We start from the raw sequence: 24,223 nt of genomic DNA, 5'->3' as shown, positions 1-24,223 counted from the left end.
AAGCCGATTGCTTAGGAAAATCTACTTCTTCTTCCGCTAGCGGTTAGGAGAATGAAAGGGGGCGCAGGCAAACCCGTGGAATTCTACTGCTTCGCATCGGGATAAACAATGACTACGATGGCGACGCGGGAAGGCCGGTTTGAAGAACGATGACGACAGAACTGTTTCAGGTAAAATTTTGGGGCGTCCGTGGCAGTATTCCAGTGTCGGGCCCCGAGTTCGATCGCTACGGCGGTAACACTTCCTGCATCGAAATTCGCTGCGGAAAACATCGGATGATCTTCGACGCGGGCTCCGGCCTGCGCGAGGCGGGCCTGTCGCTGCTCGCCGACGGCGTCAGCGACGTGGACCTGTTCTTCAGCCACTGCCACTATGATCACATCATCGGCCTGCCCTTCTTCAAGGCGATCTATTACCCCTCGATCAACGTCAACATCTGGTCCGGCCACCTCGACGGCAAGATGAGCACGCGGGAAATGGTCGATCAGTTCATTAGCCCGCCCTGGTTTCCCGTCAAGACCGACATCTGTCAGGCGACGATGAACTTCCGCGACTTCCATCCCGGTCAGGTTCTGACCCCCCACGAAGGCATCGCGATCAAGACCTTCATGCTGAACCATCCGGGCGGCGCCATCGGCTACCGCGTCGAATGGCAGGGCCGTTCGATCGCTCTCGTCTATGACATCGAACATATTCCGGGCGCTTATGATCCGGTCTCACTGGAGATGATGCAGGACGCCGATCTCGTCGTCTACGACTGCACCTACAATGAAGACGAGATGCAGCGTTTCAAGGGCTTCGGCCATTCGACCTGGCAGCACGGCACCGAGCTTGCGAAGATGGCGGGCGCCAAGCGCTTCGCGCTCTTCCACCACGCCCCCTCGCGCACCGACGAACAGCTGGCTGAGATGGAAGCGCAGGCGCAGGCCGCCTTCCCCGAATCCTTTGCCGCCCGCGACAATCAGACCGTGGTGATCTAGCAACCCGCGAAACCTCAGCCTGCTGACGGAACAGATGCTGGATCAGGCCGTTTCCCGGCAGGTAAACCATGACGCGGGGACCAGCTATGACCGTGTTTTCCGGAAAGTGCCTTTGCGGGCAGGTGCAGATCTCTGTTCGCGGCGAACCTTTGCGCGTCGGGATCTGTCATTGCACCGACTGCAGGAAAGAAAGCGGTTCGGCCTTTACCTTTTACGGGATCTGGCCAGCCGGCCAATTCGAACATTCTGGGGAAACCGCCGAGTTCCGAGGTCGCCATTTCTGCACCGGCTGTGGTTCGCGGCTGTTTTCCGCCGATGACGAAGAGGCGGAAATCAAGCTCGGTATCCTGTCCGATGCCCCGACGCCGCTTGTGCCGTGCTACGAACTCTGGATCAAGCGCCGCGAGCCCTGGCTGCGGCCGGTAGAGGGCGCCGAGCAGCATGAAGGGGATCGAAAGTGAGCGGCAGCGTCGGAAGCCTCCCGATGTCCGCTCTCGTCCGGCATCGCTCGATCACGGTCGCAGGCATCGAGACTTTTTACCGCGAGGCCGGTCGGCCGGATGCTCCGGTCTTGCTGCTGCCGCACGGTTACCCCTGCTCGTCCTATGAATTTCGCAATCTCATGCCGCGCCTTGCCGACCGCTGGCGCCTGATCGCACCGGATTTCCCTGGCGCGGGCTATAGCGGCACGCCTGACGATTTCGACTACAGCTTCGATGGTTATGCCGCCTGGCTGCAGGCCTTTATCGACGCCGTCAATATCGACCGCTTCGTCCTCTACCTGCACGATTTCGGGTCGCCTATCGGCGCGCGGCTGGCAATCAAAGAGCCTCGGCGCATCGTGGCGCTCATCATCCAGAATGGCGACATCCCCTATGAGGATGCCCTCGGACCCAAGTATGCCGATATCGAGGCGACGTGGACGCTTCCACTATCGGAGATGAGGACGGCGCTGGCGGAAGCGGTCAGCGAGGACACCTTCAGGGATGAATTCCTCAACGATCTGCCGCCGGCTCTGGCCGGTACCATCCCGCCCGATCTCTGGAAGCTGCATTGGTCGCTGACCACGCCGCGGCGCAAGGAAATCGCCATCGACCTGATCGCCGGATTGAAGGAGAACCGGGCCTGGTTTCCGGAACACCGGAAATACCTGCGGGAATACCAGCCTGCGACCTTGATCGTCTGGGGTCCCAACGACCACTACATGCCGGAAAGATCGGCGCGAGCCTATCTGCGCGATCTGCCGGATGCCGAACTGCATCTGCTGGGCGGCGGCCACTGGCTGCTCGAGACGCATCTCGATGACGTCGTCGCACTCATGCGAGACTTCCTCGGGCGCGTTCACGCCGCCTGATCTTGTTTTTACGCATGTCGTTATCGCAAAACCGCGGCACACTATTGCGCGACATGCTCAAGCAGCTCCGACGCCGATGACCAGCGGACGGCCGGATGCCGGCCCGTCACTGCAAACAAGGCCGACAGGAAGTCCCATGCGGCCGCATCGTGCACCAGATGGTGAGTGAGCACGCCGACAGGTTCCTCGCTGCCGGCAAACCGATCGCGGAGCTCCGCTACCAGTTCGGCCACCAATTCCGCCTCGCCCCGTCCGCCGCGCGTGCCGTGCCAGTCGATGATGTCGACATGTGTGTTGAGCAGCGGCACCGGGCCGTCCTGCCTTGCCCGCCCATAAACCGAAAGGGCGGTAAATCCGAGGCTCGGCAGCGCCGGGATAAGACTAGCGTCGATCCGGTTCCAAGGCGGCACCAGCATCGGCAGGAAGCGGGCCGGATGCAACAGCTGCAACAGCCGGAAGCCTTCCCGCAACTCGCCGAGCAGGACATCCGCCGGGCGTTCGCCGCCGAGTTCCTGCTTCTTTTTTTCCGGCCCCGCATGGTTCGTATGAGACCAGCCATGCACCGCAACCGTGATGGCTGTTTCCTCCCCTAGGCGCGCGGCCAAGGCCTCGCCGGTCAGGGCGGGAATAACCGCGAGCGTCAGCGGAACGTTGCTTTCGCCCGCGAGCGCCGTCAGTGTCTCCAGTGCCGGCGTCGGTTCGACGGCATCGTCATCCCGCAGCCAGAACCGCGCCACGCGGCCGGCCGCCTGCCAGCGGTCAAGCTCGCGCCGCAGAGGCTCCCAGGCCATCTTGTCGGTCATCCCGTCGCTCCCATTCCCAGATTGTCCTGCAAAATTCCGTTCAACACTCGCGCCGCGTTGGGAAGCGAACGCTCCCTGAGCACGAAGCGCCGTGCCGCCTGCCCCATGGCGTCGCGCCTTTGCCTGTCGTCAAGCAGGGCGGCCACGGCGCCGGCATAGGCCACGACATCGCCATCCGGTGTCAGCAGGCCGGTCACGCCAGCCTCGACCACCGCGGGCACGCCCGCCGTTTCTTGCGCGACGATAGGCAGGCCGGCGGCCTGGGCTTCCAGATAGGCAAGGCCATAGGCCTCGCCGCAACCGGGCCAGACATAGAGGCCGCCGCGTCCGAGCAACTCGGCGATCTCGACGGCATTCCGCTCGCCCAGCCATTCGACGCGGCCGGGAAGATCGGCAAACAGCGCCTGCACCTCGTGGCGCATCGGACCATCGCCGATGACGGCAAGCGTCCAGGGCCGGTCTTCGATCAGCCGCAATGCTTTTGCGAGCATCGCATAACTGTCTATCTTGTCGCCGGCCCGCATCATCGCGACCGTCATCAGCCGGCGCCGATCGGGCTCCGGCGAAATCGTTTCAAACAGCGTCGTATCGATGAAGGGTTTCAGACGAGCAAGGCGCGCCTGCGGAAAGGCGGAGGCAAGTCCTGCCTGGTCACGCTCGGTGAAGCTGATATTGACCGCCGCCTGCATGATCGCCGCGCCCACGCGCTTCTGCGACGCGGCCCAGCCGCTCGCGTTGCGTTTTGCCGCATAGGAGGCTTCGGCGGTGACATAGGGAATGGCGAATTCGGCAGAGAGGACAGGCCCGAAGGGATCGGGCGATTTGTAATAGGGGTGGTAGCAGAACCAGAGATCCGGCCGCGGCGCGGATTTCCATGCCAACCGCAGCCGCTCCAGTTCGGTGTGGACGGCGGGTTCGAGCTCCGCTGCGGCTTCCGGTGTCGAGGCATAGGCGCGGAATTCGGAAGCGACCTCGACCTCGTGTCCGGCAAGTTCCAGCGCCCGGATCAACAGCCGTGCCATCAGCCGGTCGCCTGACGGCACCGGATGGTTCGGCGATTTCATCGGCGCGTAGAAAGCCACCCGCATTGACACCTCACATAAGACAGACTGTTTACAACCGGCACTCGTGCTATCACGAAAAATTCCGCTATTGTCCCCTTCATTAAAACTTGCGCATAAGCATATGGAATGTGATCGCGATCGAAGCAATTCCGCCTCTTTCTCAATCTCTATGGGCCTGCGGTTACATCGACAAGAACGGGAATGAATGACGACGGTCTCGGCCACAGGGATTTTTTCGGAGCGTGCGATCAGAAGGGCGAGGCTCGGTTCCGGCCTCGTCATTTTCATCTTCGTCCTGCTGCATTTGTCAAACCATGCGATCGGCCTGATTTCGGTCTCCGCCGCCGATAAAGCCGCCCATCTTTTCCTGATGATCTGGCGCAATCCTCTGGGGACGACCATCTTCTATTCGGCGGTCCTCATCCATATCGCGCTGGTGCTGCGCGCCATCTATGTCAGACGCAGCCTCGTGATGCCGAAGGGGGAAATGGCGCAGATCGTGCTCGGCTTGATGATCCCGCTGCTGCTCCTCGATCATGTCATCGGCACGCGTATCGCCCACGAGTTCTACGGCTACATCGATGACTATGAGGCGGTCGTCAGCATGCTCTGGATCAGGAATCCGGCGAACGGATTGCGGCAGGGCTTCGCTGTCGTCGCCGTCTGGATCCATGGCTGCATCGGCATCCATTTCTGGTTGCGCTATCGGCCCTGGTATCCGGATTTTGCGCCCCTTCTGCTGGCGCTTGCGATCCTCGTGCCGGTGCTTTCGTTGCTCGGCTTCGTCGAAATGGGCCGAACGCTCGCCGACCCATCCTACCAACAGGCAATGACGATCAGCGCCTACAAGGAGGGCGTCAACACCCGTTACATCTCAAATCCGGAAGTTCACCGTCAGGTCGCCATGATCCGTGCCGGGCTCTACGGCGCCTTCTCGGCCTCGCTTCTGATCGTCGTCGTCGCCCGCGCCCGGCGCAAGCTGAAGGAGCGGCTTGACCAGGTCGCCGTGAATTATCCGGGCGGCGAGGTGATCCGTGTGCCGCGCGGCTTCTCGGTGCTGGAAGCAAGCCGGCTCGGCGGCTTGCCGCATTATGCCGTCTGCGGCGGCAAGGGGCAGTGCTCCACCTGCCGGGTGCAGATCCTTGGCGATTACGAAAACCTTCCGGCCCCCGACAAGATGGAACAGACGACATTGAGGCGCATCAATGCCGGCCCGGATGTCCGGCTCGCCTGCCAGCTTCGTCCGAACCACAACGTCGCGGTTGCGCCGCTTCTCGTGCCGGCGACCGAGGCCGCTCTTCCCGCCAACAGTCAGGAAACGAGCCCCGGCCGCGAGCGCGAGATCGCCGTACTCTTCGTCGATATCCGCCATTTCACCACGCTGACGGAAACCCGCCTGCCCTTCGACGTCGTCTTCCTGCTGAACCGCTATTTCGCCATAATCGGCAAGGCAGTGGAGCAGGCGGGCGGACGGCTGGACAAGTTCATCGGCGACGGCGCCATGGCGCTGTTCGGCCTCAACACCGCGCCGGAGGAAGCCTGCCGCCAGGCGCTCAACGCAGCAGCAGCGATCGTCGCCGAGATCGAGAAACTCGCCGCAGAGCTCGCCGACGAACTGGCGCTGCCGCTGCGCATCGCCATCGGCATTCACACCGGCCCGGCCGTCGTCGGCACGATGGGATATGGGCGGGTGCGCAGCATGACGGCGATCGGCGATACCGTGAATGTGGCGAGCCGGCTCGAGACCGCCGCCAAGGAATTCGAAGCGGCGATCGTCATCTCCGAGCCGGTGGCGAACCTTTCGGGTGCTGATCTCGCCGGCATCGAAAGCCGTGAAATCAGCGTGCGCGGCCGGGCCTTGCCCTTGAAAGTCTACGTCATTCCGAGAGAGAAAGCGGCAGAACCGCTCGAAGGAAAAGACTGATGCCCGGCAAGCCCTGGCTGACCGCCAAATATTGGAGCCGTCGCCTGCGCAAGGCGCGCAATGCCGCCGCTTCGCGCTTCTTCGACACCCGCTTCGGCCGTCGCCTGCTGATCGAGAATATCGGCCCGCGCGTCGTCTCGATGACGGTCGACGCCGGCGACCATCGGATGACCTTCTCGCCCGCCGACTATATCGGCCGCAAGGTCTTCCGGAAGGGCCATTTCGAGCGCGAGGCCGTCGACCGGCTGATCGTCATCTTGCGCGAGCGCGGCCTGCTCAGAAAGGATGCGACGCTGCTGGAGATCGGCGGCAACATCGGCACCCAGACCGTCTATTTCGCGTTGAGCGATACTTACAACAAGATCGTCAGCATCGAGCCCGACCCGCGCAATTTCCCGCTGCTTGCCCTCAACATTCGCCAGAACCGGCTGGAGGAGAAGGTCCGGCTCGTCAATTGCGCCGCCGGCGAGAGCGAAGGCGAGATCGACTTTTTTCTCAACCTCAACAATCACGGCAAGAGCAGCGCCATCCGCCAGAGCCCGACGGACAAGAAGATCAGCGTGCCGGTAAAGCCGGTTTCCGAGATCCTTGCCGGCCTTTCGATCGACCCGGCCGCGATCGGCCTCGTCTGGATGGATATCGAGGGTTACGAGCCGGTCGCCTGCCGGTCGATGCAACCGCTGCTTGCCCGCCGCGTTCCGCTCTACATGGAGTTCACGCCGCTCTTCTACGGCCCGGAAGGAACGAAAGCCTTCGTATCAATGCTGTCGGGATTCTACGAGGATTGCCTCGTCCTCTTCGAGGACCGTGAGGAGGAGATGAAGGTGCGGGATCTGCCGGGCGAGTTCGATCAGTACAACGTGCTGTTCTTGCCGTAGGCTTCCTTCCGGAAAACTGATCGTTGGCGCCTACCGTGCGGCCCCTTCATCCGACCCTGGGGGCCACCTTCTCCCCGCTGGGGAGAAGGGATAGCAAGTCGTTCCGACACTGCCAAACGAACCCGCCTGCTCAATCGCACTCCGTCCAATGGGGCGATGACGAAGCGGCATTCTCCCGTTCATTGCCCTTTGCTCCCGCTGTTGCGGATGGTCATGCTCTAGGCAAAGACCTCTGCGCTTCGTTCCGGACGCAGCGGATCCGTCCCGAACTTGTTCGGACCTTCCGTGCCCGGAAGCACGGAAATAACAATGATCGCCGGGACTGTGACCAGAGCGGCATAGGGAACAAAGCTCAGGACAACCAGCGCAAGATACCACCAACCGGAAATGTTGCGGTCATGGAACCGGCGCACCTGCAGGGATATCACCGACAAAAGGATTGCAAGCGTAAACAACAACCAGGCGACCACGGCAAATGAAGCCGGTGACGCGGCGCCCAAGCCCCCACTGAAAAGGATGGCGAGGATACCCGCCAGAATTGCAGTAGGGAACAGCGCCAACACATAAAACAGCACGAACCACCAATATTCCGACCGAGAAGCCCTGCCGGAAAAGGTTGCGTATTTCTGCTTCAGAACAGTCCGAACAGCTTCAGTAAAACCCATTGAAATGCCCCCATTTCTGCTTGGTGCAAGCACGGTGATCCACGGTCTCACCATCGTCTTGCTTGATAGTCATTCAGATGAAAACAGCTACAATTCAAACGTAGAAATTGCAATAAGTGGGTTGCATCCGCTCCTTATTTTAAAAGCAATGATTAACGCGTTGAGATTTTCACCGCGAGGATTACGAGGTGGACGAAGGTCCTTGATCTGCTGGGGGAAATTCCACCCTGCGTGCTGTTTCTGCCTTACGCGACCGACTGCATGACCAGCGATTGATGGCAGTGCACGCCGGCGAGCACGCCTGAGGCGGAGGCGAGGGTGGCGTTGTGCATGGCGCTTGCCGCATCGCCGGCGGCAAAGACACCCTTGACGGTGGTTTCCTTGTTATCGGCGATCCGGATGATCGGCCCAAACGGGCCGTCGTCGAAGGCGCAGCCGAGCTGTTCGGCAACAGGGCTCGCCATCGTCGTTTTCGGCGCGACGAACACGGCGTCCAGCGGCACGACGCGGCCATCGGCGAGGCGAACCGCCTCAAGCTTCGGATTGTCGCCCAACAATTCCACGATAGGGCTGCGTTCGATCCGGACACCCCGGGCAGTCAGCCGCACCAGTTGCTCTTCGTCGGGCTCAAAGAGCGCCTGGGTGAAAAAGGTCGTTGCTCCCCAGTCGGGAATCATCATGGCCGAATGGGCCGAATGCGGATGGTTTGCGAGAACGCCGAGCTTGCCGCCGCTGACCTCATAACCGTGGCAATAGGGGCAGTGCAGCGCGGAGCGGCCCCACCGATCCCGCAGTCCGGAGATCTCGGGCAGCGTGTCGCTGACGCCGGTTGCGAGCACGATGCGCGCGGCTCGTTCTTCGCCGCTGTCTTCGGTGCCGACGATGAATGCGTCACCATCCCTCTGTGCCCTTACGACTTTCCCGTCGCGGATGGTGATGGTCGCATAGAGTGAAAGCTGCCGTTTTCCCTCCCGCATGATCGCTGCCGGCGTCTGGCCGTCCTGGCCGAGGAAACCATGCGATGCTTCAGAAAACCGGTTGCGCGGCGCGCCGGCGTCGACGAGCAGCACGCGCCGCCGCGCCCTGGCAAGCTGCATGGCTGCCGACAGGCCGGCAAAATTTCCGCCGATGACGATGACTTCGTAGGACATGAAACTCTCCTTTGGCTCTACCGATCATGAATCATCATAAGTTACATGAAGAGGCGCGGTCAAGCATCACGTCACTTGTCTTGTTACGATTGACTTGTCATAATGCCCCGTCCGATCGACAGGAAGAAAACCATGCGCAATGACAGCCGCCTTTCACGCATGCTGCACGTGCTGATCCACATGGATAGGCACCAGCACTCGGCGACTTCCGAAATGATTGCCAAAATGCTGAACACCAATCCGGTGGTCGTGCGCCGCACTATGGCCGGCCTTCGCGAACAGGGCTACGTCCGCTCCGAAAAGGGCCATGGCGGTGGCTGGACGCTGGTGCGTCCCTTATCGGAAATCACCCTGCTCGACGTCTACCGCGCCATCGGCGAGCCGCATCTCTTCGCCATCGGCCCAGCCGACGATCAGCCGCAATGTCTGGTAGAACAGGCCGTGAATATCGCCCTCGGCGACGCGATGAAGGAAGCCCAGTCCCTGCTCCTGCAGCGGCTGGGCAGCGTGACGCTGGACGAAATCGCTGCCGACTTCGAGGCAAAACTCACTGCGCGCTCTGCCGCATCCTATTCCTGCGCTTCATGAGCGGAGATCATGTCCTGCGATAGAGAAAATACCGCCCTTCCTTGATCCCCTCCGGCAGCGGCAGCGCCACCAGCTCGGGATGCTCCAGCGGCAGGCCGCTGACGGCGATGCCGTTTTGGGCGAGCACGCCGGCCATCAGTTGCGGCAGCCAGGTCAGCGTCACGGCGTCGATCTCGTCATGGCCGGTTCCGATATCGGCATGGGCAAGGGCTGCGCCGATGCCGACAAAGGCCTGGCCGGATTCGCGGATATTGCCGGTCACCATGTCTTCGGCCTCCGGTGTCGAGGCCGAATAGGAGCGCACCTCCCAGTCGAAGGCGACTATGCGCCGGCCGGGAAAGTTTTCGCGCAGGTGATCATAGGTGCGGCCGTTGCCGAGGCCGAACTCCAGCACAGGGCCTTCGATTTCCCCGACCAGATCGACGATCGAGTTCAGAATGTCGCGTTGAGCCGTCAACCGGCGAATGAAGCTGTCGAGGCGGCTCATCTAATCCGTATCCGTCATGAAAATCGTGTGGGCGTGCTAACACATGAAACCGCGCCAAGTCGATTGCCGTATATGGGAAATGGCGTTGCAGTGGCAACATGGGTCTGTGCTAAGCTCGATAATATGAAAACAGTGACCGATGAAGATTTCTTTGCCGAAGTGCCGCTCTTCAGCGAATTCGAGGGCGTGACCGACGCCGCCAACTACCGGCCGCTGCCGGACGGATGGGTGCTGGCGCTGGCCGACATCGTCGGCTCGACGCAGGCGATCGCCAGCGGCCGTTACAAGGACGTCAACATGGCGGGCGCCAGCGTCATCTCGGCGGTCTTGAATGGCGTCGGCAAGGGCGATTATCCCTTCGTCTTCGGCGGCGACGGCGCGCTGATCGCGCTGCCCGGCTCGCTGGAGAAGGCGGCGCGCGATGCACTTGCCGCCGTGCAGGTCTGGGTTGAGGAAGATCTGAACCTGATGCTGCGCATCGCCATTGTGCCGGTCGCCGACACTCGCGCCGAGGGCCTCGACGTCCGCGTCGCGCGTTACGCCGCAAGTCCTTACGTGACCTACGCGATGTTCTGGGGCGGCGGCACCAGCTGGGCCGAAAGACAGATGAAGCTCGGCCGTTACGGCGTTGAGCGGGCAACTGCCGGAACGCGCCCGGATCTCACCGGCCTCTCCTGTCGCTGGAGCCCGATCGACGCACGCAACGGCGAGATCGTCTCGATCATCGCGATTCCCGGCGAAGGCCGGCCGGGCGAAGAATTCCGCGATCTTGTCAACGGCATCGTCGCCATTACCACCGAGCAGAACCGGGACAGCCATCCGGTGCCGGCGGATGGCCCGAACCTTGCCTTCTCGCTGCACGGCATCAATCGCGAAGCCAAGGCCACCGCGCCGGCAGGCCGGCGACTGCGGCAGAAACTCATCATCTTCCTGCAGCTCGCGATCACGGTCGTGTTCTACAGGCTCGGCATTCCGCTCGGCAGATTCGACGCCCGCCGCTACAAACGCGACGTCGCCGGCAATTCCGATTTCCGCAAGTTCGACGACGGGCTGAAGATGACGGTCGACGTCGATGCCGAACATCTGAAACGGATCGAGACGCTGCTGGAAGGGGCTCGCGCCAAGGGCATTGCCCGCTACGGTCTGCATCGGCAGACGTCGGCGCTGATGACCTGCTTCGTGCCGACGCCGATTTCACGCGACCATGTGCATTTCATCGACGGGGCGGCGGGCGGTTATGCCGTGGCCGCAAGCCAGATGACCGGCAAGTCTTTTTCAAGTGTTTCCGTCACGCCTTGATGACATGACCGGCCGAGAGGCCGAGCCGGTTGAAGACGTTGCGCGTGTCGACGATCAGGGCCGCGCTTTTCGACAGCGCCGCATAGTCCACTTGGTCGTGGTCGGTCGCGACCAGCACCGCATCGTAGCCGGCGATGGCATCAGGGGTCAGCGTCACCGATTTGCGGCCCTTCAGCGCCTGGTATTCGCGCGTCGGCGGGATCTCGGCGACGAAGGGATCGTGGTAATCCGCCCGTCCGCCACGCTCCTCGATGATCTCGATCAGCCGCAGCGACGGGCTCTCTCTTATATCGGCGACGTTCTTCTTGTAGGCGAGCCCGAGCACCAGCACCCGGCTGCGGCTCAGCGCCTTGCCGGCGCGGATGTCGAGCGCTTCAGCAAGCTTGCCGACGACATAACGCGGCATTGCCGAATTGATCTCGCCGGCCAGCTCGATGAAGCGGGTCGGCAGCTCGTATTCGCGCGATTTCCAGGTGAGATAGAAGGGGTCGATCGGGATGCAATGGCCGCCAAGGCCGGGGCCGGGATAGAAGGGCATATAGCCGAAGGGCTTGGTCTTGGCCGCGTCGATCACTTCCCAGACGTCGATACCCATGGCCGCATAGACGGTCTTCAGCTCGTTGACGAGGGCGATGTTGACCGACCGGAAGATGTTCTCGGTGAGCTTCACGGCCTCGGCCGTCGCATTCGAGGAGACCGGAACGACGGTCGACACCGCCGCACCGTAGAAGGCCTTCATCAGCGCCAGCGCCTCGGCGCCGTCGCCGGCGACGACCTTCGGGATGGTGGCGGTATGATAATGCTGATTGCCGGGATCCTCGCGCTCCGGCGAGAAGCCGACGAAGAAGTCCGAGCCGGATTTCAGGCCGGCCCTTTCGAGAATGACCTTCACCACGTCATCGGTGGTGCCGGGATAAGTGGTCGATTCCAGCACGACGAGTTGACCGGGGCGCAGATGCGCGGCGATCGAGCGCGACGTCGCCTCGACGAAGGAAAGGTCGGGATCGCGATGCTTCGTCAGCGGCGTCGGCACGCAGATGATGATGACGTCGCAATCGACAAGGCCGGCGAAATCGGTCGTCGCCTTGAATCGGTCCGCATCGATCTCGGCGGACAGCGCCTCGTCGCTGACCGCGTCGATATAGGAATGGCGGGCATCGAGCGCCACCATCTTGCCGGGATCGATGTCGAAGCCGGTGACGGCAAAGCCGCTGCGCGCCACCGCGATCGCCAGCGGCAGGCCGACATAACCGAGCCCGATAATGCCGGCGCGGGCGGTGCGGGTTTCGATCTTATGCAAAAGCATATCGAAGGGGGAGATGGCCAAGGCGGGATCTTTCAAACGGGAAATTCAAGAAGCTGATCTAATGCATGATCAGGGCAAATTAAACCCGGGTGCGGATCTTCCTCTTATCGCTGGCGATGCTGCTGTCCGTTTTGCCCCCATGGCTACCTCCCTCACCCCGCTGCCGTTACTCACCGTCGGAGCAGGGTGTGGCCGAAATGACTCGCCCAGCCCCTTCGCTGCAACTTGAGCGCACAAAAAATTCCAGATCCCATTGTTTCGCATTTGCAGCATCCCTATTTTGACTTTTGATAATGAACCACCTGGAAAGGACTACCCGTCCGATCCCCGGCATGGGGAGCTGAGGGGCGCTGCTGCCGGGCTTCGGCAGATCGTTGACACAATAATACCGCTCGTACATCCTGATTTCCCTGTGACCTGCGCATGAAAATGTGCCGGCCGAGGGACTTTTGGCTCTTGGGGATGGCGTGCTTTATGAGGATCATACCGAGAATGAGCACGATCGAATCCAGCGTGTCCTCCATCTTGTTGGACCGGGTCGCTGAATGGCTGACGAACTCATCGCTGGCCGGAGACGAGCTTGAAAACATCGTGCGCGGTTTCTGCGAAAGGCTCACCGCTGCGGGCCTGCCGCTTGCGCGCGTGCATCTTTCCTTCTCGATGCTGCATCCGCTCTACGATGCGCTGAGCTTCACCTGGCGGCGCGCCAGCGGCGTCACCATCGAGGGCTTCCGGATGCCCGCCGGGCAAAAGCCGGACCGCTTCCTGCAGAGCCCTTATTATTACCTGCTAGACAACAATCTGCAGCACATCCGCCGCCGGCTGATGCAGGATGGGCCGAACGAATTCCCCATTTTCGAGGACCTGCGCAAGGACGCCATCACCGATTACCTGGCCTTCGTGCAGCCCTTCGGCGACGGCTCGGTGCAGGGCATGATGGGCTCCTGGTCGACGGACCAAAATACCGGCTTTTCCGACGACATGATCGATGCGCTGCTCAGGATGCAGAACCATCTGGCGGTTGCCGCCAAGATGGCGGTGCTCGGCAAGCTCGCCAACAACATGCTGACCACCTATCTCGGCGGCGACGCCGGCAAACGGGTGCTGAACGGCCAGATCCGTCGCGGCGACGGTGAGACGATCCGCGCAGCCCTCGTCATGGGCGACATGCGCGAATCCACCATGTATGCCGAAAAGGAAGGCCGGCAGGCCTATATCGACACGCTGAACCAGTTCTTCGATGCCATAGCCGCCCCCTTCAACCGCAATGGCGGCGAAATCCTGAGCTTCCTTGGCGACGGCTTCCTCGCCGTCTATCCCTGCGGGCGCCACAAGGACCCATCGAAAATTGCCTGCGAAGCAGCCCTTTCGGCCGTCCATCAGGCGCAGGCACGGGTCGCCGAACTCAACAGGGACCGCGAGCAGAAAGGCCTGACCAGGGTCGGCTACGGCATCGGCCTGCATGTCGGCAACGTCATGTTCGGCAATGTTGGCCTCAAGGACCGCCTGACCTTCTCCGCCTTCGGCTCGGCGGTCAACGAGGTTCAGCGTTTGCAGATCCTGACCAAGAAATACGGCCGCGAGGTCGTCGCCAGCCAGGCGTTCGCCGGTTATTGCGGCGGCGAATGGACGACGCTCGGCGAAGAGAAGCTGCGCGGCATCCGCCAGAAAGTGACGGTGCTGCAGCCGCGCGCGCCCGCCCCTGAAATCAACGTCGACGAAAGCTTCCGCGAGGCCGTGCAGAACGGACTTTCCGAGGCCGAGCAGGTCATTCTCCTGCATCGCGACGCCAAGAAACAGGTCAAGCGCACCAGCATGGAGAAATTCATCCAGTAAAACGCCAAGACCCCGCCATGAATCTGCTTGTTTCGCCTCAGGGAACTTTGGCGGGACGCGGCAGTTTTCCTGTGATTGTCATCTGCTAGACACCCCGTTTGCGGTACGATAGTGTGCCTTAACGGGAACACAGAAGACTGGGGAATTTCATTGGTATGGCGTCTGCGGCCGATTTGTTGCGTATTGAAAATCTCGACGTCTCCTTCTCGGTTTTCGGCGACCGACTCCGTGTCGTAAAGGAAGCCAATCTTCGCATCCTTCCGGGCAAGGTCACCGCTCTCGTCGGTGAATCCGGCTCCGGTAAATCGGTGATCAGCCAGTCGATCATGGGCATCCTGCCCAATCCGGCGAAGGCCTCCGGCCGTATCCTGTTCACCGATCCGCTCGACGGCAGCACGACCGATATCCTGTCCTTTCCACGCGACAGCGAGGAAATGCGCGATCTGCGCGGCCGGCGCATGGCGACGATCTTCCAGGAGCCGATGACCTCGCTCTCGCCGCTGCATACGATCGGCAACCAGATCAGCGAGGTGCTGCTGATCCATACCGAGGTCGACAAGCAGGAAGCGCGCGAGAAAACCGAGGAGATGCTCGGCCTGGTCGGTTTTACCAATCCGCATCGCACCTACGACATGTATCCGTTCGAACTGTCCGGCGGCATGCGCCAGCGCGCGATGATCGCCATGGCGCTGATCTGCAAGCCGGCGCTCTTGATCGCCGACGAGCCGACGACGGCGCTCGACGTGACGATCCAGGCGCAGATCCTCGAATTGCTCCGCGAGCTGCAGGCCAAGCTCGGCATGGCGATGCTGCTCATCACCCATGATCTCGGCATCGTCGCCAACATGGCCGACGAGGTGGTCGTCATCTATCATGGCGAGATCATGGAAGCCGGGCCGGTCGAGGATATCTTCCGCAATCCGCAGCATCCCTATCTCAAGGGCCTGATGGCCGCCGTTCCGCATTTCGACATGAAACCCGGCGAGCGGCTGAAAGCGCTGCGCGATGTGACGGTCAATCTCGAAGCCCTCGTCGGCAAGAAGAAGCCGCTCCAGGCAGAGGCGCCGGGCATCCTGCTTTCCGTCGCCAATCTCTCGAAGACCTACAAGACACGCAAGCGCAGTTTCTTCGGCAAGCACGAAGCCACCGTCTTGCGCGCCGTCGACGACGTCAGCTTCGACATTCGCCGCGGCGAATGTCTGGGCCTCGTCGGGGAATCCGGCTGCGGCAAGACGACGCTTAGCAAGATCCTGATGCGCGCCATCACGCCGGACGACGGCGCGGTGGTGTTCAACGACGGCAAGGAGGTCGTCGACGTCCTCTCCGTCAAGGGCGCCGAACTGCAGGACATGCGCACCAAGATCCAGATGGTGTTCCAGGATCCGGTCTCCTCGCTCTCGCCGCGCATGACGGTGCGCAACATCCTGAGCGAACCCCTCGAGATCCACGACCGCGGCGACAGCGCCGAGCGCAAGCGCAAGGTCGAAGGGCTGATGGCTGCGATCGGCCTCGACAAGCGTTATCTCAGCCGTTATCCGCACAGTTTCTCGGGCGGCCAGCGCCAGCGCATCGGTATCGCGCGCGCACTCGCGCTCGGCCCGAAACTCGTCATCCTCGACGAGCCGGTCTCGGCCCTCGACGTCTCCGTGCAGGCGCAGATCCTCAACCTGTTGAAGGATCTGCAGAAGGAGTTGGGGCTGACCTATCTCTTCATCTCGCACAATCTCGCCGTCGTCGATTACATGGCCGACCGCATTGCGGTGATGTGCAAGGGCCGCATCGTCGAGATCGCGCCGCGCGAAATCATCCTGCGCGATCCGGTGCACCCCTATACGAAATCGCTGCTCGCCGCCGTCCCCTTCCCCGATCTTGACCGGCCGCTCGATTTCAAGGCGCTCCGGGAAAACGGCGCCGCCGACAAGCAGAACTGGGGCAAGACCTTCACCGCCGAGCATGACGACGCTTCCGAACTTGCCTATGCCGATCTCGGCGACGGCCATCTGGTGCGCGCCCGCAAGGGCGCCGATGCCAAGGAGTTGCGCTGATGGTAACGCGTCGCACGTTTCTCGGCGGCCTCGTCGGTGCGGCAATCGCGCCAGCGGTGCTTCGGGCCGAACAAGCCGGCGAGCCGGAATTCCTGAAGGAGCGGCTCGCAGCCGGCAGCCTGCCGCCGATGGCAGAGCGCATTCCTGCCCGCCCGCGCATCGTCAATCTGAAGGAGATGGGGCTTCAACCCGGCAGCTACGGCGGCACGGTGCGCACCATCATCGGCAGCCAGCGCGACATCCGCTTCATGACGATCTACGGCTATGCCCGCCTCGTCGGCTACGACAAGCACCTGCAGTTCCAGCCGGATATCCTCGCTGCCTTCCAGTCCGAGGAGGATACAGTCTTCACCTTCACGCTGCGCGAAGGCCATAAATGGTCCGACGGCCAGCCGTTCACGGCCGACGATTTCCGCTACTGGTGGGAAGACGTCATCCTGAACGACAAGCTGACCCCGGGCGGCGGCGCTCTGGAGCTTCGCCCGCACGGCAGCCTGCCTCGCTTCGAGGTGCTCGATCCGCTGACCGTGCGCTACACCTGGGAAAAACCCAACCCGATGTTCCTGCCGACGCTGGCAGGGCCGCTGCCGCTCGTCATCTGCGGCCCCGGTCATTATCTCAAGCAATTCCACAAGAAATTCCAGCCGGACCAGGCGAAGCTGGACGAGCTGATGAAGACCTATCGCGTCAAGAAATGGCAGGATCTGCACATCAAGATGGCGCGCTCCTACCGTCCGGAAAATCCGAACCTGCCGACGCTCGATCCCTGGCGCAATACGACGGCGCTGCCGGCCGAGCAGTTCGTCTTCGAGCGCAACCCGTTCTTCCACCGCGTCGACGAGACCGGCAGGCAGCTTCCCTATCTCGACCGCTTCATCCTCAACGTCTCCTCCTCGTCGATCATCGCCGCCAAGGCCGGAGCCGGCGAAGCCGACCTGCAGGCGACCGGCATCGATTTCAACGACTACACCTTCCTGAAGGAAGCCGAGAAGCGCTTCCCGGTGAAGGTCGATCTGTGGAAGCTGGCGCGCGGCTCGCGCATCACGCTGTTGCCGAACCTCAACTGCGCCGACGAGGTGTGGCGCGGTCTCTTCCGTGACGTGCGCCTGCGCCGGGCGCTGTCGCTGGCGATCAACCGGCACGAGATCAACATGGTCGCCTTCTACGGTCTCGGTACCCCGAGCGCCGATACCGTCCTGCCCGACAGCCCGCTCTTCAAGCAGGAATATGCCGATGCCTATGTGAAATTCGATGCCGACGAGGCCAACCGCCTGCTCGACGAACTCGGCCTGAGCAAGCGTGGCGACGACGGCATCCGGCTGCTGCCGGACGGGCGACGCGCCGAGATCACCGTCGAGACCGCCGGCGAAAGCAATCTCGACACCGACGTGCTGGAACTGGTGCACGACCACTGGGCCAATATCGGCCTGGCGCTCTATACCCGCACCTCGCAGCGCGACGTCTTCCGTAACCGCGCCATGAGCGGCTCGATCATGATGTCGATCTGGTACGGCCTCGACAATGGCGTGCCGACGGCCGACATGTCGCCCGCGGGACTTGCGCCGACGCTCGACGATCAGCTGCAATGGCCGCTCTGGGGCATGCATTACCTCTCGGCCGGCCAGGAGGGCGTCGCACCCGACCTGCCGGAGGCAGCCGAACTGGTCGACCTGCTCAGCCAATGGGGGGCGGCGCCGAAATTCGAGGAGCGTCAGGTGATCTGGCACAAGATGCTGTCGCTCTATACGCAGCAGGTGTTCTCGATCGGCCTCATCAACAGCACGCCGCAGCCGATCCTTCGTGCCGCCAAGCTGCAGAACCTGCCGGCGAGAGCGCTCTACGGCTTCGATCCCACCTCCTATCTCGGCGTCTACATGCCGGATGCATTCTGGTACAAGGAGGCCTGAGGCGTGCTCAGATACATTCTCTGGCGCATCGCCGCCATGGTGCCGACGCTCTTCGTCATTTCGGCGCTGGTTTTCACCATCATCGAGCTGCCGCCCGGCGACTTCTTCGAGAGCCAGATCGCCGAGCTGCGCGCTTCCGGCGAGACCGCCAATCTCCAGGAAATCGAGGAGATGCGCCAGCAATACGGTTTCGACAAGCCGGAAATCGTGCGCTATTTCTACTGGGTCGGCGGCATGCTGCACGGCGATTTCGGCTACTCCTTCGAATACCAGCTGCCGGTCTCCGACGTGGTCGGCGAGCGGCTCTGGCTGACGATCCTCGTCTCCTTCACGACGATCCTGCTCACCTGGCTGATCGCCTTTCCGATCGGCATCTATTCGGCCACGCATCAGTACAGCTGGGGCGATTACGGGCTCACCTTCCTCGGCCTGATGGGCATCGCCATTCCGAATTTCATGCTGGCGCTGATCCTGATGTATTTCGCCAATATCTGGTTCGGCGTCTCGATCGGCCATCTGATGGACCAGCAATATATCTCGGCGCCGATGAGCTGGGAGAAGGCACGATCGATCCTCTCTCACCTCTGGATCCCGGTCATCATCGTCGGCACGGCGGGAACGGCCGGCATGATCCGGCGGCTGCGCGCCAACCTGCTTGACGAGATGCAGAAGCAGTATGTCGTCACCGCCCGCGCCAAGGGCCTGCCGCCGCTCAAAGCGCTGGTTAAATATCCGCTGCGCATGGCGCTCAACTTTTTCGTCGCCGATATCGGCTCGATCCTGCCGTCGATCATCTCCGGCGCCGAAATCGTCGCCATCGTGCTGTCGCTGGAGACGACCGGGCCGATGCTCATCAAGGCGCTGCAGAGCCAGGACATGTATCTCGCCGGCTCCTTCCTGATGTTCCTGGCCTTCCTCAACGTCATCGGCGTGCTGATCTCCGACATCGCGCTCGGCTTCCTCGATCCCCGCATCCGTCTGCAAGGCAGGAGCACCAAATAATGTCGCCCCTTCCCGCACCCGGCGCACCGCTGCCGCACTACGTCTCGACCGCGCCCTTCGATCCGCACGCGACCGAAACTATGACGGCGGCGCAATCGCGCATCCATCTCGCCTCGCAGAAAAAGCTGATGTGGTGGAAGTTCAAGCAGCACAGGCTGGCCTTGATTTCCGGCATCTTTCTCGCCGTCATCTACCTGATGATCCTGATCGTCGAGTTCCTGGCGCCCTACGGCCTGCACACGCGCAACGTCGATTTCATCCATGCGCCGCCGCAGACCATCCACTTCTTCGACAAGGGCAGCTTCGTCGGGCCCTTCGTCTATGGCCGCAGCATGACGCTCGATATCGACACGCTGCATCGCGTCTATGCCGACAGGCCGAACGACGTGCAGCCGATCCGTTTCTTCTGCCGCGGCGATGGCTACAAGTTCTGGGGCGTCGTCGCCTCCGACTATCACCTCGTCTGCCCGGCGATCGGTGGCCAGATGTTCCTGCTCGGCACCGACCGGCTCGGCCGCGATGTGCTCTCGCGCATCCTCTACGGAGCGCGGATATCGCTGACGATCGGCCTGATCGGCATTTCGATCAGCTTCGTGCTCGGCATCGTCATCGGCGGGCTTGCCGGTTATAGGGGCGGCGTTTTCGATCTCATCGTCCAGCGCCTGATCGAAGTGCTGCAGTCGCTGCCAAGCCTGCCGCTGTGGATGGCGCTGGCCGCCATCATGCCGGTGACGTGGAGCCCGATCGTCATCTATTTCGGCATCACGGTGATCCTCGGCATCATCGACTGGACCGGGCTAGCGCGCGCCGTGCGCTCCAAACTGCTGGCGCTGCGCGAAGAGGATTACGTGCAGGCCGCACAGCTGATGGGCGCCAGCACGCCGCGCATCATCGGCCGGCATCTGGTGCCGGGTTTCATGTCGCATCTCATCGCCTCGGCGACAATTTCGATCCCCGGCATGATCCTCGGCGAAACCGCGCTCTCCTTCCTCGGCCTCGGCCTTCGTCCGCCGATCACCAGCTGGGGCATTTTGCTCACCGAAGCAAAAAGCGTCAGCGTCATCGCCTTTTATCCTTGGCTGCTCTATCCGATCATTCCTGTTGTTCTTGTCATTTTGGCGTTCAACTTTCTGGGAGACGGCTTGCGTGATGCGGCAGATCCCTACAAATAGCAGAAAGCTCGGCGGCGCCTCACGGCGCCGCCCCCGCCTTGCGGCCTCCGGACGGTGGGGGTGCTAAGTATGTTGCTCACCCCAGAAGGGATGCCCATGTCCAGACGTCTCGAAGATGCGCGCATCCTCATGTACAGCCACGACACATTCGGTCTCGGCCATCTGCGCCGCTGTCGCGCCATTGCCCATGCTCTGGTCGAGGATTATCGGGGCCTCAACATTCTGATCATTTCGGGTGCCACGATCGCCGGCGCCTTCGACTACCGCGCCCGCGTCGACTTCGTGAAGATCCCGAGCGTCATCAAGCTGCGCAACGGCGAATATACGTCGCTCGCCAGCCATATCGACCTGCACGAGACGCTGAAGATGCGCGAATCGAGCATCCGCCACACCGCCGAGACTTTCCAGCCCGATATCTTCATCGTCGACAAGGAGCCGATGGGGCTGAAGGGCGAGGTCGAGGATACGCTCGCCTATCTCAAGGCCCGCGGCACCGTCCTGGTGCTCGGCCTGCGCGAGATCATGGACGCGCCGCATCTGCTCGAGGCCGAGTGGAAGAAGAACAGCATCATGCAGAAGATCGACCAATATTACGACAGCGTCTGGGTCTATGGCCCGCCTGACTTTTACGATCCGCTGATCGGCCTCGACGTGCCGGCGAGCCTGCGCCGGAAGATGGATTTCGTCGGCTTCCTGCAGCGCAGCGTCTCCAAGGGCAAGACCTCGATCAATGCCCGCAAGGATAATTACCTCCTCGTCACCACCGGCGGCGGCGGCGACGGCTCCGATCTCGTCCACGACGTCATGAACGCCTACGAGGCCGATCCGACGCTGACGCAGAAGGCGCTCGTCGTGCTCGGGCCCTATATGCCGGCGGCCGAGCGCGCCAAGCTGGTGCAGAAGGGGGAAGCCATCCCCTATATCGAGGTGATCGAGTTCGACAATCACATGGAAGAGCTGATCGACGGCGCCACCGGTGTCGTCGCCATGGGCGGGTACAACACCTATTGCGAGATCCTCTCCTTCGACAAGCCAGCGCTCATCGTGCCGCGCGTCAAGCCGCGCGAGGAACAGCTCCTGCGCGCCAAGCGCGCCAGTGAACTCGGCCTCGTCGACATGCTGCTGCCGGACCAGTCGGTCGACCCGATCATCATGGCCGAGGCGCTGAAGCGCCTGCCCTCCCGCCAGCCGCCTTCGAAGAGCGGCGGCAATATGCGTCTCGAAGGGCTGGACCACATCTCGCAAACCGTCGCCCGCTGGATCGACGGCCGCGGCAGCCATCTTTCCCTCGTCGGCGCGGAATAGGGCACAGCCTTGCCACCACGCCGCAAGATCCTCGTCGTACTGAAAGGCTATCCCCGCCTTTCGGAAACCTTCATCGCCCAGGAGTTGCTCGGCCTCGAAAAGGCCGGCTTCGACCTCACGCTGATTTCCATGCGCCGGCCGACCGACAGGAAGCGTCATCCCGTGCATGACGAGATCAGGGCGCGCGTCGTCTATCTGCCGGAATATCTGCACGAGGAGCCGATCCGCGTGCTGAAGGGCCTGATCGCCGGCTTCTCCAAACCCGGCTTCACGGCGCTGATCAAACGCTTCCTCGCCGATCTCAAGCGCGACATCTCCCGCAACCGCTTCCGCCGTCTCGGCCAGGCGCTGGTGCTGGGACGCGAATGGCCGGATGGCGGCGAATGGCTGCATGCGCATTTCATCCACACGCCCGCCTCGGTGACGGAATATGCGAGCATCCTGACGGGCACGCCCTGGACCTGTTCGGCGCACGCCAAGGACATCTGGACGTCGCCGGACTGGGAACTGCACGAAAAACTCGGCAGCGCCCGCTGGGCGGTCACCTGCACCAGAACGGGCTACGAACACATGCGGGAATTGACCGACCGAAAGGATGCGGTGCATCTGAGTTATCACGGTCTGGATCTTGCCCGCTTCGGCCATTTTGCCGGCGAACGGTCGGACCGCACCGGCAGCGACCCCGACGATCCGGCCTTCATCCTCAGCGTCGGCCGCGCCGTCGAGAAGAAGGGTTATGACGTACTGCTGCAGGCCCTGGCCCTGCTGCCCGCTGACCTGCACTGGCGCATGGACCATATCGGCGGCGGCGAGGAGCTCGCAAAACTGAAAGTCCTGGCCACCGAACTCGGCATCTCCGGTCGCATCGTCTGGAAAGGCGCCTTGGCGCAGGAAGAGGTGCTCGACCATTACCGCCGCGCCGACCTCTTCGCGCTGGCCTGCCGCATCGCCGCCAACGGCGACCGCGACGGCCTGCCGAACGTGCTTGTGGAAGCCTCGAGCCAGCGGCTCGTCTGCCTCTCGACCGACGTATCCGGCGTGCCGGAGCTTTTGAAGGACGGTGAAAACGGCCTCGTCGTGCCGCCCGAGGATCCGGCGAAGCTCGCCGGAGCGCTGGAAGCGGCGATCCGCGACCCGGCGCTGCGCAAGCGTCTTGGCGATGCGGCCGAACGCCAGGTGCGTCAACATTTCGACTATCACTCCAGCATCAGACAGCTCACCGGCCTGTTCGAGGCCGAATGGCAGAAGGCGTCATGACGGCACCACGCATCTTCTTCTACGTCCAGCACCTGCTCGGCATCGGCCACATCGCCCGCGCCAGCCGTATCGCCAATGCGCTGGTCAAGGACGGCTTCGACGTGACCGTCGTGACCGGCGGCCTGCCGGTGCCGGGTTTTCCCGCCGAGGGCATCAAGACCGTCGCCTTGCCGGCGGTCGTCGCCAGCAATGCTGGCTTCTCCGGCCTCGCCGATGCCGATGGCCGGCCGGCCGGCGAGGAGTTCCTCAATGCCCGCCGCGAGCGGCTGCTCGAGGCCTTTCATGCCGCAAGGCCCGATGTCGTGATCATCGAAGCCTTCCCCTTCGGCCGGCGGCAGATGCGCTTCGAACTGCTGCCGCTGCTTGCCGCGATCGAAAACGCCGAACCCCGGCCGAAACTTGTAAGCTCGGTGCGCGACATCCTGCAGGAAAACCGCAAGGCCGGCCGCGACGCCGAGACCGTCGCACTGGTCAAGGAGCATTTCGATGCCGTGCTCGTCCATGGCGATCCCGGCTTCGTCAGGCTTGAGGACACCTTCCCGCTGACACCCGAGATCGCCGACAGGCTGCGTTACACCGGCCTCGTCGCACCTCCACCGGCGCCGGAACCGATCGAGACCTTCGACATCATCGCATCGGCGGGCGGCGGCGCGGTCGGCGCCGAACTGATCGGCGCGGCAAAACAGGCGGCAGCGATGCTGCCCGATGATCTTCGCTGGCTGCTGATATCAGGCCCGAACCTGCCGGAGGCCGATTTCGCCGCGCTGTCGCGGGACGCGCCCGCGAATGTGACGCTGGTGCGCTTCCGCAGGGATTTTCCCTCGCTGCTGCACGGCGCGAAGGTGTCGATCTCGCAAGCGGGCTACAACACGGTCGGCGATCTCCTGCGCACCCAATGCCGGGCGATCCTCATCCCCTTCGTCGCCGACGGCGAGACCGAACAGACGGTGCGCGCCGAACGGCTGCAGGCGCTTGATCTTGCCGATATCCTGCCGGAAAAGGGACTGACGTCGGGCCATCTGAAGGAGGCTGTCGAAAAGGCGCTTGCAGCGCCGCGACGGCGGTCGGTATTGCTCGATCTCGCCGGGGCGGAGAAGACGGCCGGCATCATTCGCTCACTGATTGCCGAATCGCTCGCCTAATCCAAAATTCCTGTGATATAAGCAAAGTTCCGGCGAGAATCGGCGTTTCTGCAGCCGG

Annotated in this window: 21 protein-coding genes; 15 read left to right on the top strand and 6 right to left on the bottom strand. The window is 62.5% G+C overall.

Features of this window, described 5'->3' with window-relative positions:
- Positions 1-149: 149 nt before the first annotated feature.
- From EEQ99_RS03800 to EEQ99_RS03790, 3 genes are all read left to right on the top strand, one after another.
- The gene (locus EEQ99_RS03800; protein ID WP_028756262.1) at positions 150-980 is read left to right on the top strand and encodes an MBL fold metallo-hydrolase; all 831 of its coding nucleotides are present in this window, start codon (positions 150-152) and stop codon (positions 978-980) included.
- An 86-nt stretch (positions 981-1,066) separates the two neighbouring features.
- Positions 1,067-1,441, top strand: coding sequence for a GFA family protein (locus tag EEQ99_RS03795; protein WP_028757482.1), 375 nt, complete (start codon positions 1,067-1,069; stop codon positions 1,439-1,441).
- Positions 1,442-1,464: 23 nt separating this feature from the next.
- Positions 1,465-2,334, top strand: coding sequence for an alpha/beta fold hydrolase (locus EEQ99_RS03790; protein WP_028757483.1), 870 nt, complete (start codon positions 1,465-1,467; stop codon positions 2,332-2,334).
- A gap of 41 nt (positions 2,335-2,375) precedes the next feature.
- On the opposite strand, the gene EEQ99_RS03785 is transcribed toward EEQ99_RS03790, so the two are convergent.
- Complete coding sequence (locus EEQ99_RS03785; protein ID WP_063475967.1) at positions 2,376-3,137, bottom strand: polysaccharide deacetylase family protein; 762 nt, start codon at positions 3,135-3,137, stop codon at positions 2,376-2,378.
- The gene (locus EEQ99_RS03780) at positions 3,134-4,225 is read right to left on the bottom strand and encodes a glycosyltransferase family 4 protein (RefSeq protein WP_028757728.1); all 1,092 of its coding nucleotides are present in this window, start codon (positions 4,223-4,225) and stop codon (positions 3,134-3,136) included. The genes EEQ99_RS03785 and EEQ99_RS03780 overlap by 4 nt, the downstream gene beginning before the upstream one ends.
- Before the next feature lie 181 nt (positions 4,226-4,406).
- Between EEQ99_RS03780 and EEQ99_RS03775 the strand changes: the two genes are divergently transcribed.
- Positions 4,407-6,125, top strand: coding sequence for an adenylate/guanylate cyclase domain-containing protein (locus EEQ99_RS03775; protein WP_063475966.1), 1,719 nt, complete (start codon positions 4,407-4,409; stop codon positions 6,123-6,125).
- A complete protein-coding gene (locus EEQ99_RS03770) occupies positions 6,125-7,003 on the top strand; it encodes an FkbM family methyltransferase (RefSeq protein WP_028757732.1) in 879 nt (292 codons plus the stop codon). Before EEQ99_RS03775 ends, EEQ99_RS03770 begins: the two co-directional genes overlap by 1 nt.
- A 218-nt stretch (positions 7,004-7,221) precedes the next feature.
- On the opposite strand, the gene EEQ99_RS03765 is transcribed toward EEQ99_RS03770, so the two are convergent.
- Positions 7,222-7,668, bottom strand: a complete 447-nt coding sequence (locus EEQ99_RS03765; protein WP_063475965.1) for a DUF805 domain-containing protein — start codon at positions 7,666-7,668, stop codon at positions 7,222-7,224.
- A gap of 245 nt (positions 7,669-7,913) precedes the next feature.
- Positions 7,914-8,819, bottom strand: a complete 906-nt coding sequence (locus EEQ99_RS03760; protein WP_047612669.1) for an NAD(P)/FAD-dependent oxidoreductase — start codon at positions 8,817-8,819, stop codon at positions 7,914-7,916.
- Positions 8,820-8,951: 132 nt separating this feature from the next.
- Here EEQ99_RS03760 and EEQ99_RS03755 point away from each other — a divergent pair, with 132 nt between their 5' ends.
- A complete protein-coding gene (locus tag EEQ99_RS03755) occupies positions 8,952-9,407 on the top strand; it encodes an Rrf2 family transcriptional regulator (RefSeq protein ID WP_063475964.1) in 456 nt (151 codons plus the stop codon).
- A gap of 7 nt (positions 9,408-9,414) precedes the next feature.
- Here the strand turns inward: EEQ99_RS03755 and EEQ99_RS03750 are convergent, their stop codons facing one another.
- Positions 9,415-9,894 carry a class I SAM-dependent methyltransferase gene (locus EEQ99_RS03750; RefSeq protein WP_028755871.1) on the bottom strand — a complete coding sequence of 160 codons (480 nt, stop codon included), beginning with the start codon at positions 9,892-9,894 and terminating at the stop codon, positions 9,415-9,417.
- Between the two features lie 123 nt (positions 9,895-10,017).
- Here EEQ99_RS03750 and EEQ99_RS03745 point away from each other — a divergent pair, with 123 nt between their 5' ends.
- Positions 10,018-11,193, top strand: coding sequence for a DUF3095 domain-containing protein (locus EEQ99_RS03745; protein ID WP_063475962.1), 1,176 nt, complete (start codon positions 10,018-10,020; stop codon positions 11,191-11,193).
- Here the strand turns inward: EEQ99_RS03745 and EEQ99_RS03740 are convergent.
- Positions 11,183-12,520, bottom strand: coding sequence for a nucleotide sugar dehydrogenase (locus tag EEQ99_RS03740; RefSeq protein WP_127430025.1), 1,338 nt, complete (start codon positions 12,518-12,520; stop codon positions 11,183-11,185). The two genes, EEQ99_RS03745 and EEQ99_RS03740, sit on opposite strands and share 11 nt — an antisense overlap.
- A 471-nt stretch (positions 12,521-12,991) precedes the next feature.
- Here EEQ99_RS03740 and EEQ99_RS03735 point away from each other — a divergent pair, with 471 nt between their 5' ends.
- The 8 genes from EEQ99_RS03735 (at position 12,992) to EEQ99_RS03700 (ending at position 24,165) form a co-directional block, all read left to right on the top strand.
- On the top strand, positions 12,992-14,335 hold the full coding sequence (locus tag EEQ99_RS03735) for an adenylate/guanylate cyclase domain-containing protein (protein ID WP_127430024.1): 1,344 nt from the start codon (positions 12,992-12,994) through the stop codon (positions 14,333-14,335).
- Between the two features lie 155 nt (positions 14,336-14,490).
- Positions 14,491-16,380 (top strand): ABC transporter ATP-binding protein, encoded by a 1,890-nt coding sequence (locus EEQ99_RS03730; RefSeq protein ID WP_127430023.1) that lies wholly within the window; start codon positions 14,491-14,493, stop codon positions 16,378-16,380.
- Positions 16,380-18,287: an ABC transporter substrate-binding protein gene (locus EEQ99_RS03725; RefSeq protein ID WP_028755866.1), complete on the top strand. Its 1,908-nt coding sequence runs from the start codon at positions 16,380-16,382 to the stop codon at positions 18,285-18,287. Before EEQ99_RS03730 ends, EEQ99_RS03725 begins: the two co-directional genes overlap by 1 nt.
- A gap of 3 nt (positions 18,288-18,290) precedes the next feature.
- Positions 18,291-19,289, top strand: coding sequence for an ABC transporter permease (locus EEQ99_RS03720; protein WP_028755865.1), 999 nt, complete (start codon positions 18,291-18,293; stop codon positions 19,287-19,289).
- On the top strand, positions 19,289-20,461 hold the full coding sequence (locus tag EEQ99_RS03715) for an ABC transporter permease (RefSeq protein WP_028755864.1): 1,173 nt from the start codon (positions 19,289-19,291) through the stop codon (positions 20,459-20,461). Before EEQ99_RS03720 ends, EEQ99_RS03715 begins: the two co-directional genes overlap by 1 nt.
- Positions 20,462-20,557: 96 nt before the next feature.
- The gene (locus tag EEQ99_RS03710; protein ID WP_028755863.1) at positions 20,558-21,766 is read left to right on the top strand and encodes a glycosyltransferase family protein; all 1,209 of its coding nucleotides are present in this window, start codon (positions 20,558-20,560) and stop codon (positions 21,764-21,766) included.
- A gap of 9 nt (positions 21,767-21,775) precedes the next feature.
- Positions 21,776-23,023, top strand: coding sequence for a glycosyltransferase family 4 protein (locus EEQ99_RS03705; protein WP_028755862.1), 1,248 nt, complete (start codon positions 21,776-21,778; stop codon positions 23,021-23,023).
- Positions 23,020-24,165 (top strand): glycosyltransferase family protein, encoded by a 1,146-nt coding sequence (locus EEQ99_RS03700; protein ID WP_028755861.1) that lies wholly within the window; start codon positions 23,020-23,022, stop codon positions 24,163-24,165. The genes EEQ99_RS03705 and EEQ99_RS03700 overlap by 4 nt, the downstream gene beginning before the upstream one ends.
- Positions 24,166-24,223 lie beyond the last annotated feature (58 nt).

This window comes from Rhizobium anhuiense (assembly GCF_003985145.1).
GTDB lineage: Bacteria > Pseudomonadota > Alphaproteobacteria > Rhizobiales > Rhizobiaceae > Rhizobium > Rhizobium anhuiense.
The sequence above is the reverse complement of the archived record's forward strand: the minus strand, read 5'-3'. Positions and strand labels throughout refer to the sequence as shown.

Coding starts and splice junctions, on each gene's coding strand:
- EEQ99_RS03800 (WP_028756262.1), top strand. CDS start 150: ATGACGACAGAACTGTTTCAGGTAAAATTTTGGGGCGTCCGTGGCAGT.
- EEQ99_RS03795 (WP_028757482.1), top strand. CDS start 1,067: ATGACCGTGTTTTCCGGAAAGTGCCTTTGCGGGCAGGTGCAGATCTCT.
- EEQ99_RS03790 (WP_028757483.1), top strand. CDS start 1,465: ATGTCCGCTCTCGTCCGGCATCGCTCGATCACGGTCGCAGGCATCGAG.
- EEQ99_RS03785 (WP_063475967.1), bottom strand. CDS start 3,137: ATGACCGACAAGATGGCCTGGGAGCCTCTGCGGCGCGAGCTTGACCGC.
- EEQ99_RS03780 (WP_028757728.1), bottom strand. CDS start 4,225: ATGCGGGTGGCTTTCTACGCGCCGATGAAATCGCCGAACCATCCGGTG.
- EEQ99_RS03775 (WP_063475966.1), top strand. CDS start 4,407: ATGACGACGGTCTCGGCCACAGGGATTTTTTCGGAGCGTGCGATCAGA.
- EEQ99_RS03770 (WP_028757732.1), top strand. CDS start 6,125: ATGCCCGGCAAGCCCTGGCTGACCGCCAAATATTGGAGCCGTCGCCTG.
- EEQ99_RS03765 (WP_063475965.1), bottom strand. CDS start 7,668: ATGGGTTTTACTGAAGCTGTTCGGACTGTTCTGAAGCAGAAATACGCA.
- EEQ99_RS03760 (WP_047612669.1), bottom strand. CDS start 8,819: ATGTCCTACGAAGTCATCGTCATCGGCGGAAATTTTGCCGGCCTGTCG.
- EEQ99_RS03755 (WP_063475964.1), top strand. CDS start 8,952: ATGCGCAATGACAGCCGCCTTTCACGCATGCTGCACGTGCTGATCCAC.
- EEQ99_RS03750 (WP_028755871.1), bottom strand. CDS start 9,894: ATGAGCCGCCTCGACAGCTTCATTCGCCGGTTGACGGCTCAACGCGAC.
- EEQ99_RS03745 (WP_063475962.1), top strand. CDS start 10,018: ATGAAAACAGTGACCGATGAAGATTTCTTTGCCGAAGTGCCGCTCTTC.
- EEQ99_RS03735 (WP_127430024.1), top strand. CDS start 12,992: ATGAGCACGATCGAATCCAGCGTGTCCTCCATCTTGTTGGACCGGGTC.
- EEQ99_RS03730 (WP_127430023.1), top strand. CDS start 14,491: ATGGCGTCTGCGGCCGATTTGTTGCGTATTGAAAATCTCGACGTCTCC.
- EEQ99_RS03725 (WP_028755866.1), top strand. CDS start 16,380: ATGGTAACGCGTCGCACGTTTCTCGGCGGCCTCGTCGGTGCGGCAATC.
- EEQ99_RS03715 (WP_028755864.1), top strand. CDS start 19,289: ATGTCGCCCCTTCCCGCACCCGGCGCACCGCTGCCGCACTACGTCTCG.
- EEQ99_RS03710 (WP_028755863.1), top strand. CDS start 20,558: ATGTCCAGACGTCTCGAAGATGCGCGCATCCTCATGTACAGCCACGAC.
- EEQ99_RS03700 (WP_028755861.1), top strand. CDS start 23,020: ATGACGGCACCACGCATCTTCTTCTACGTCCAGCACCTGCTCGGCATC.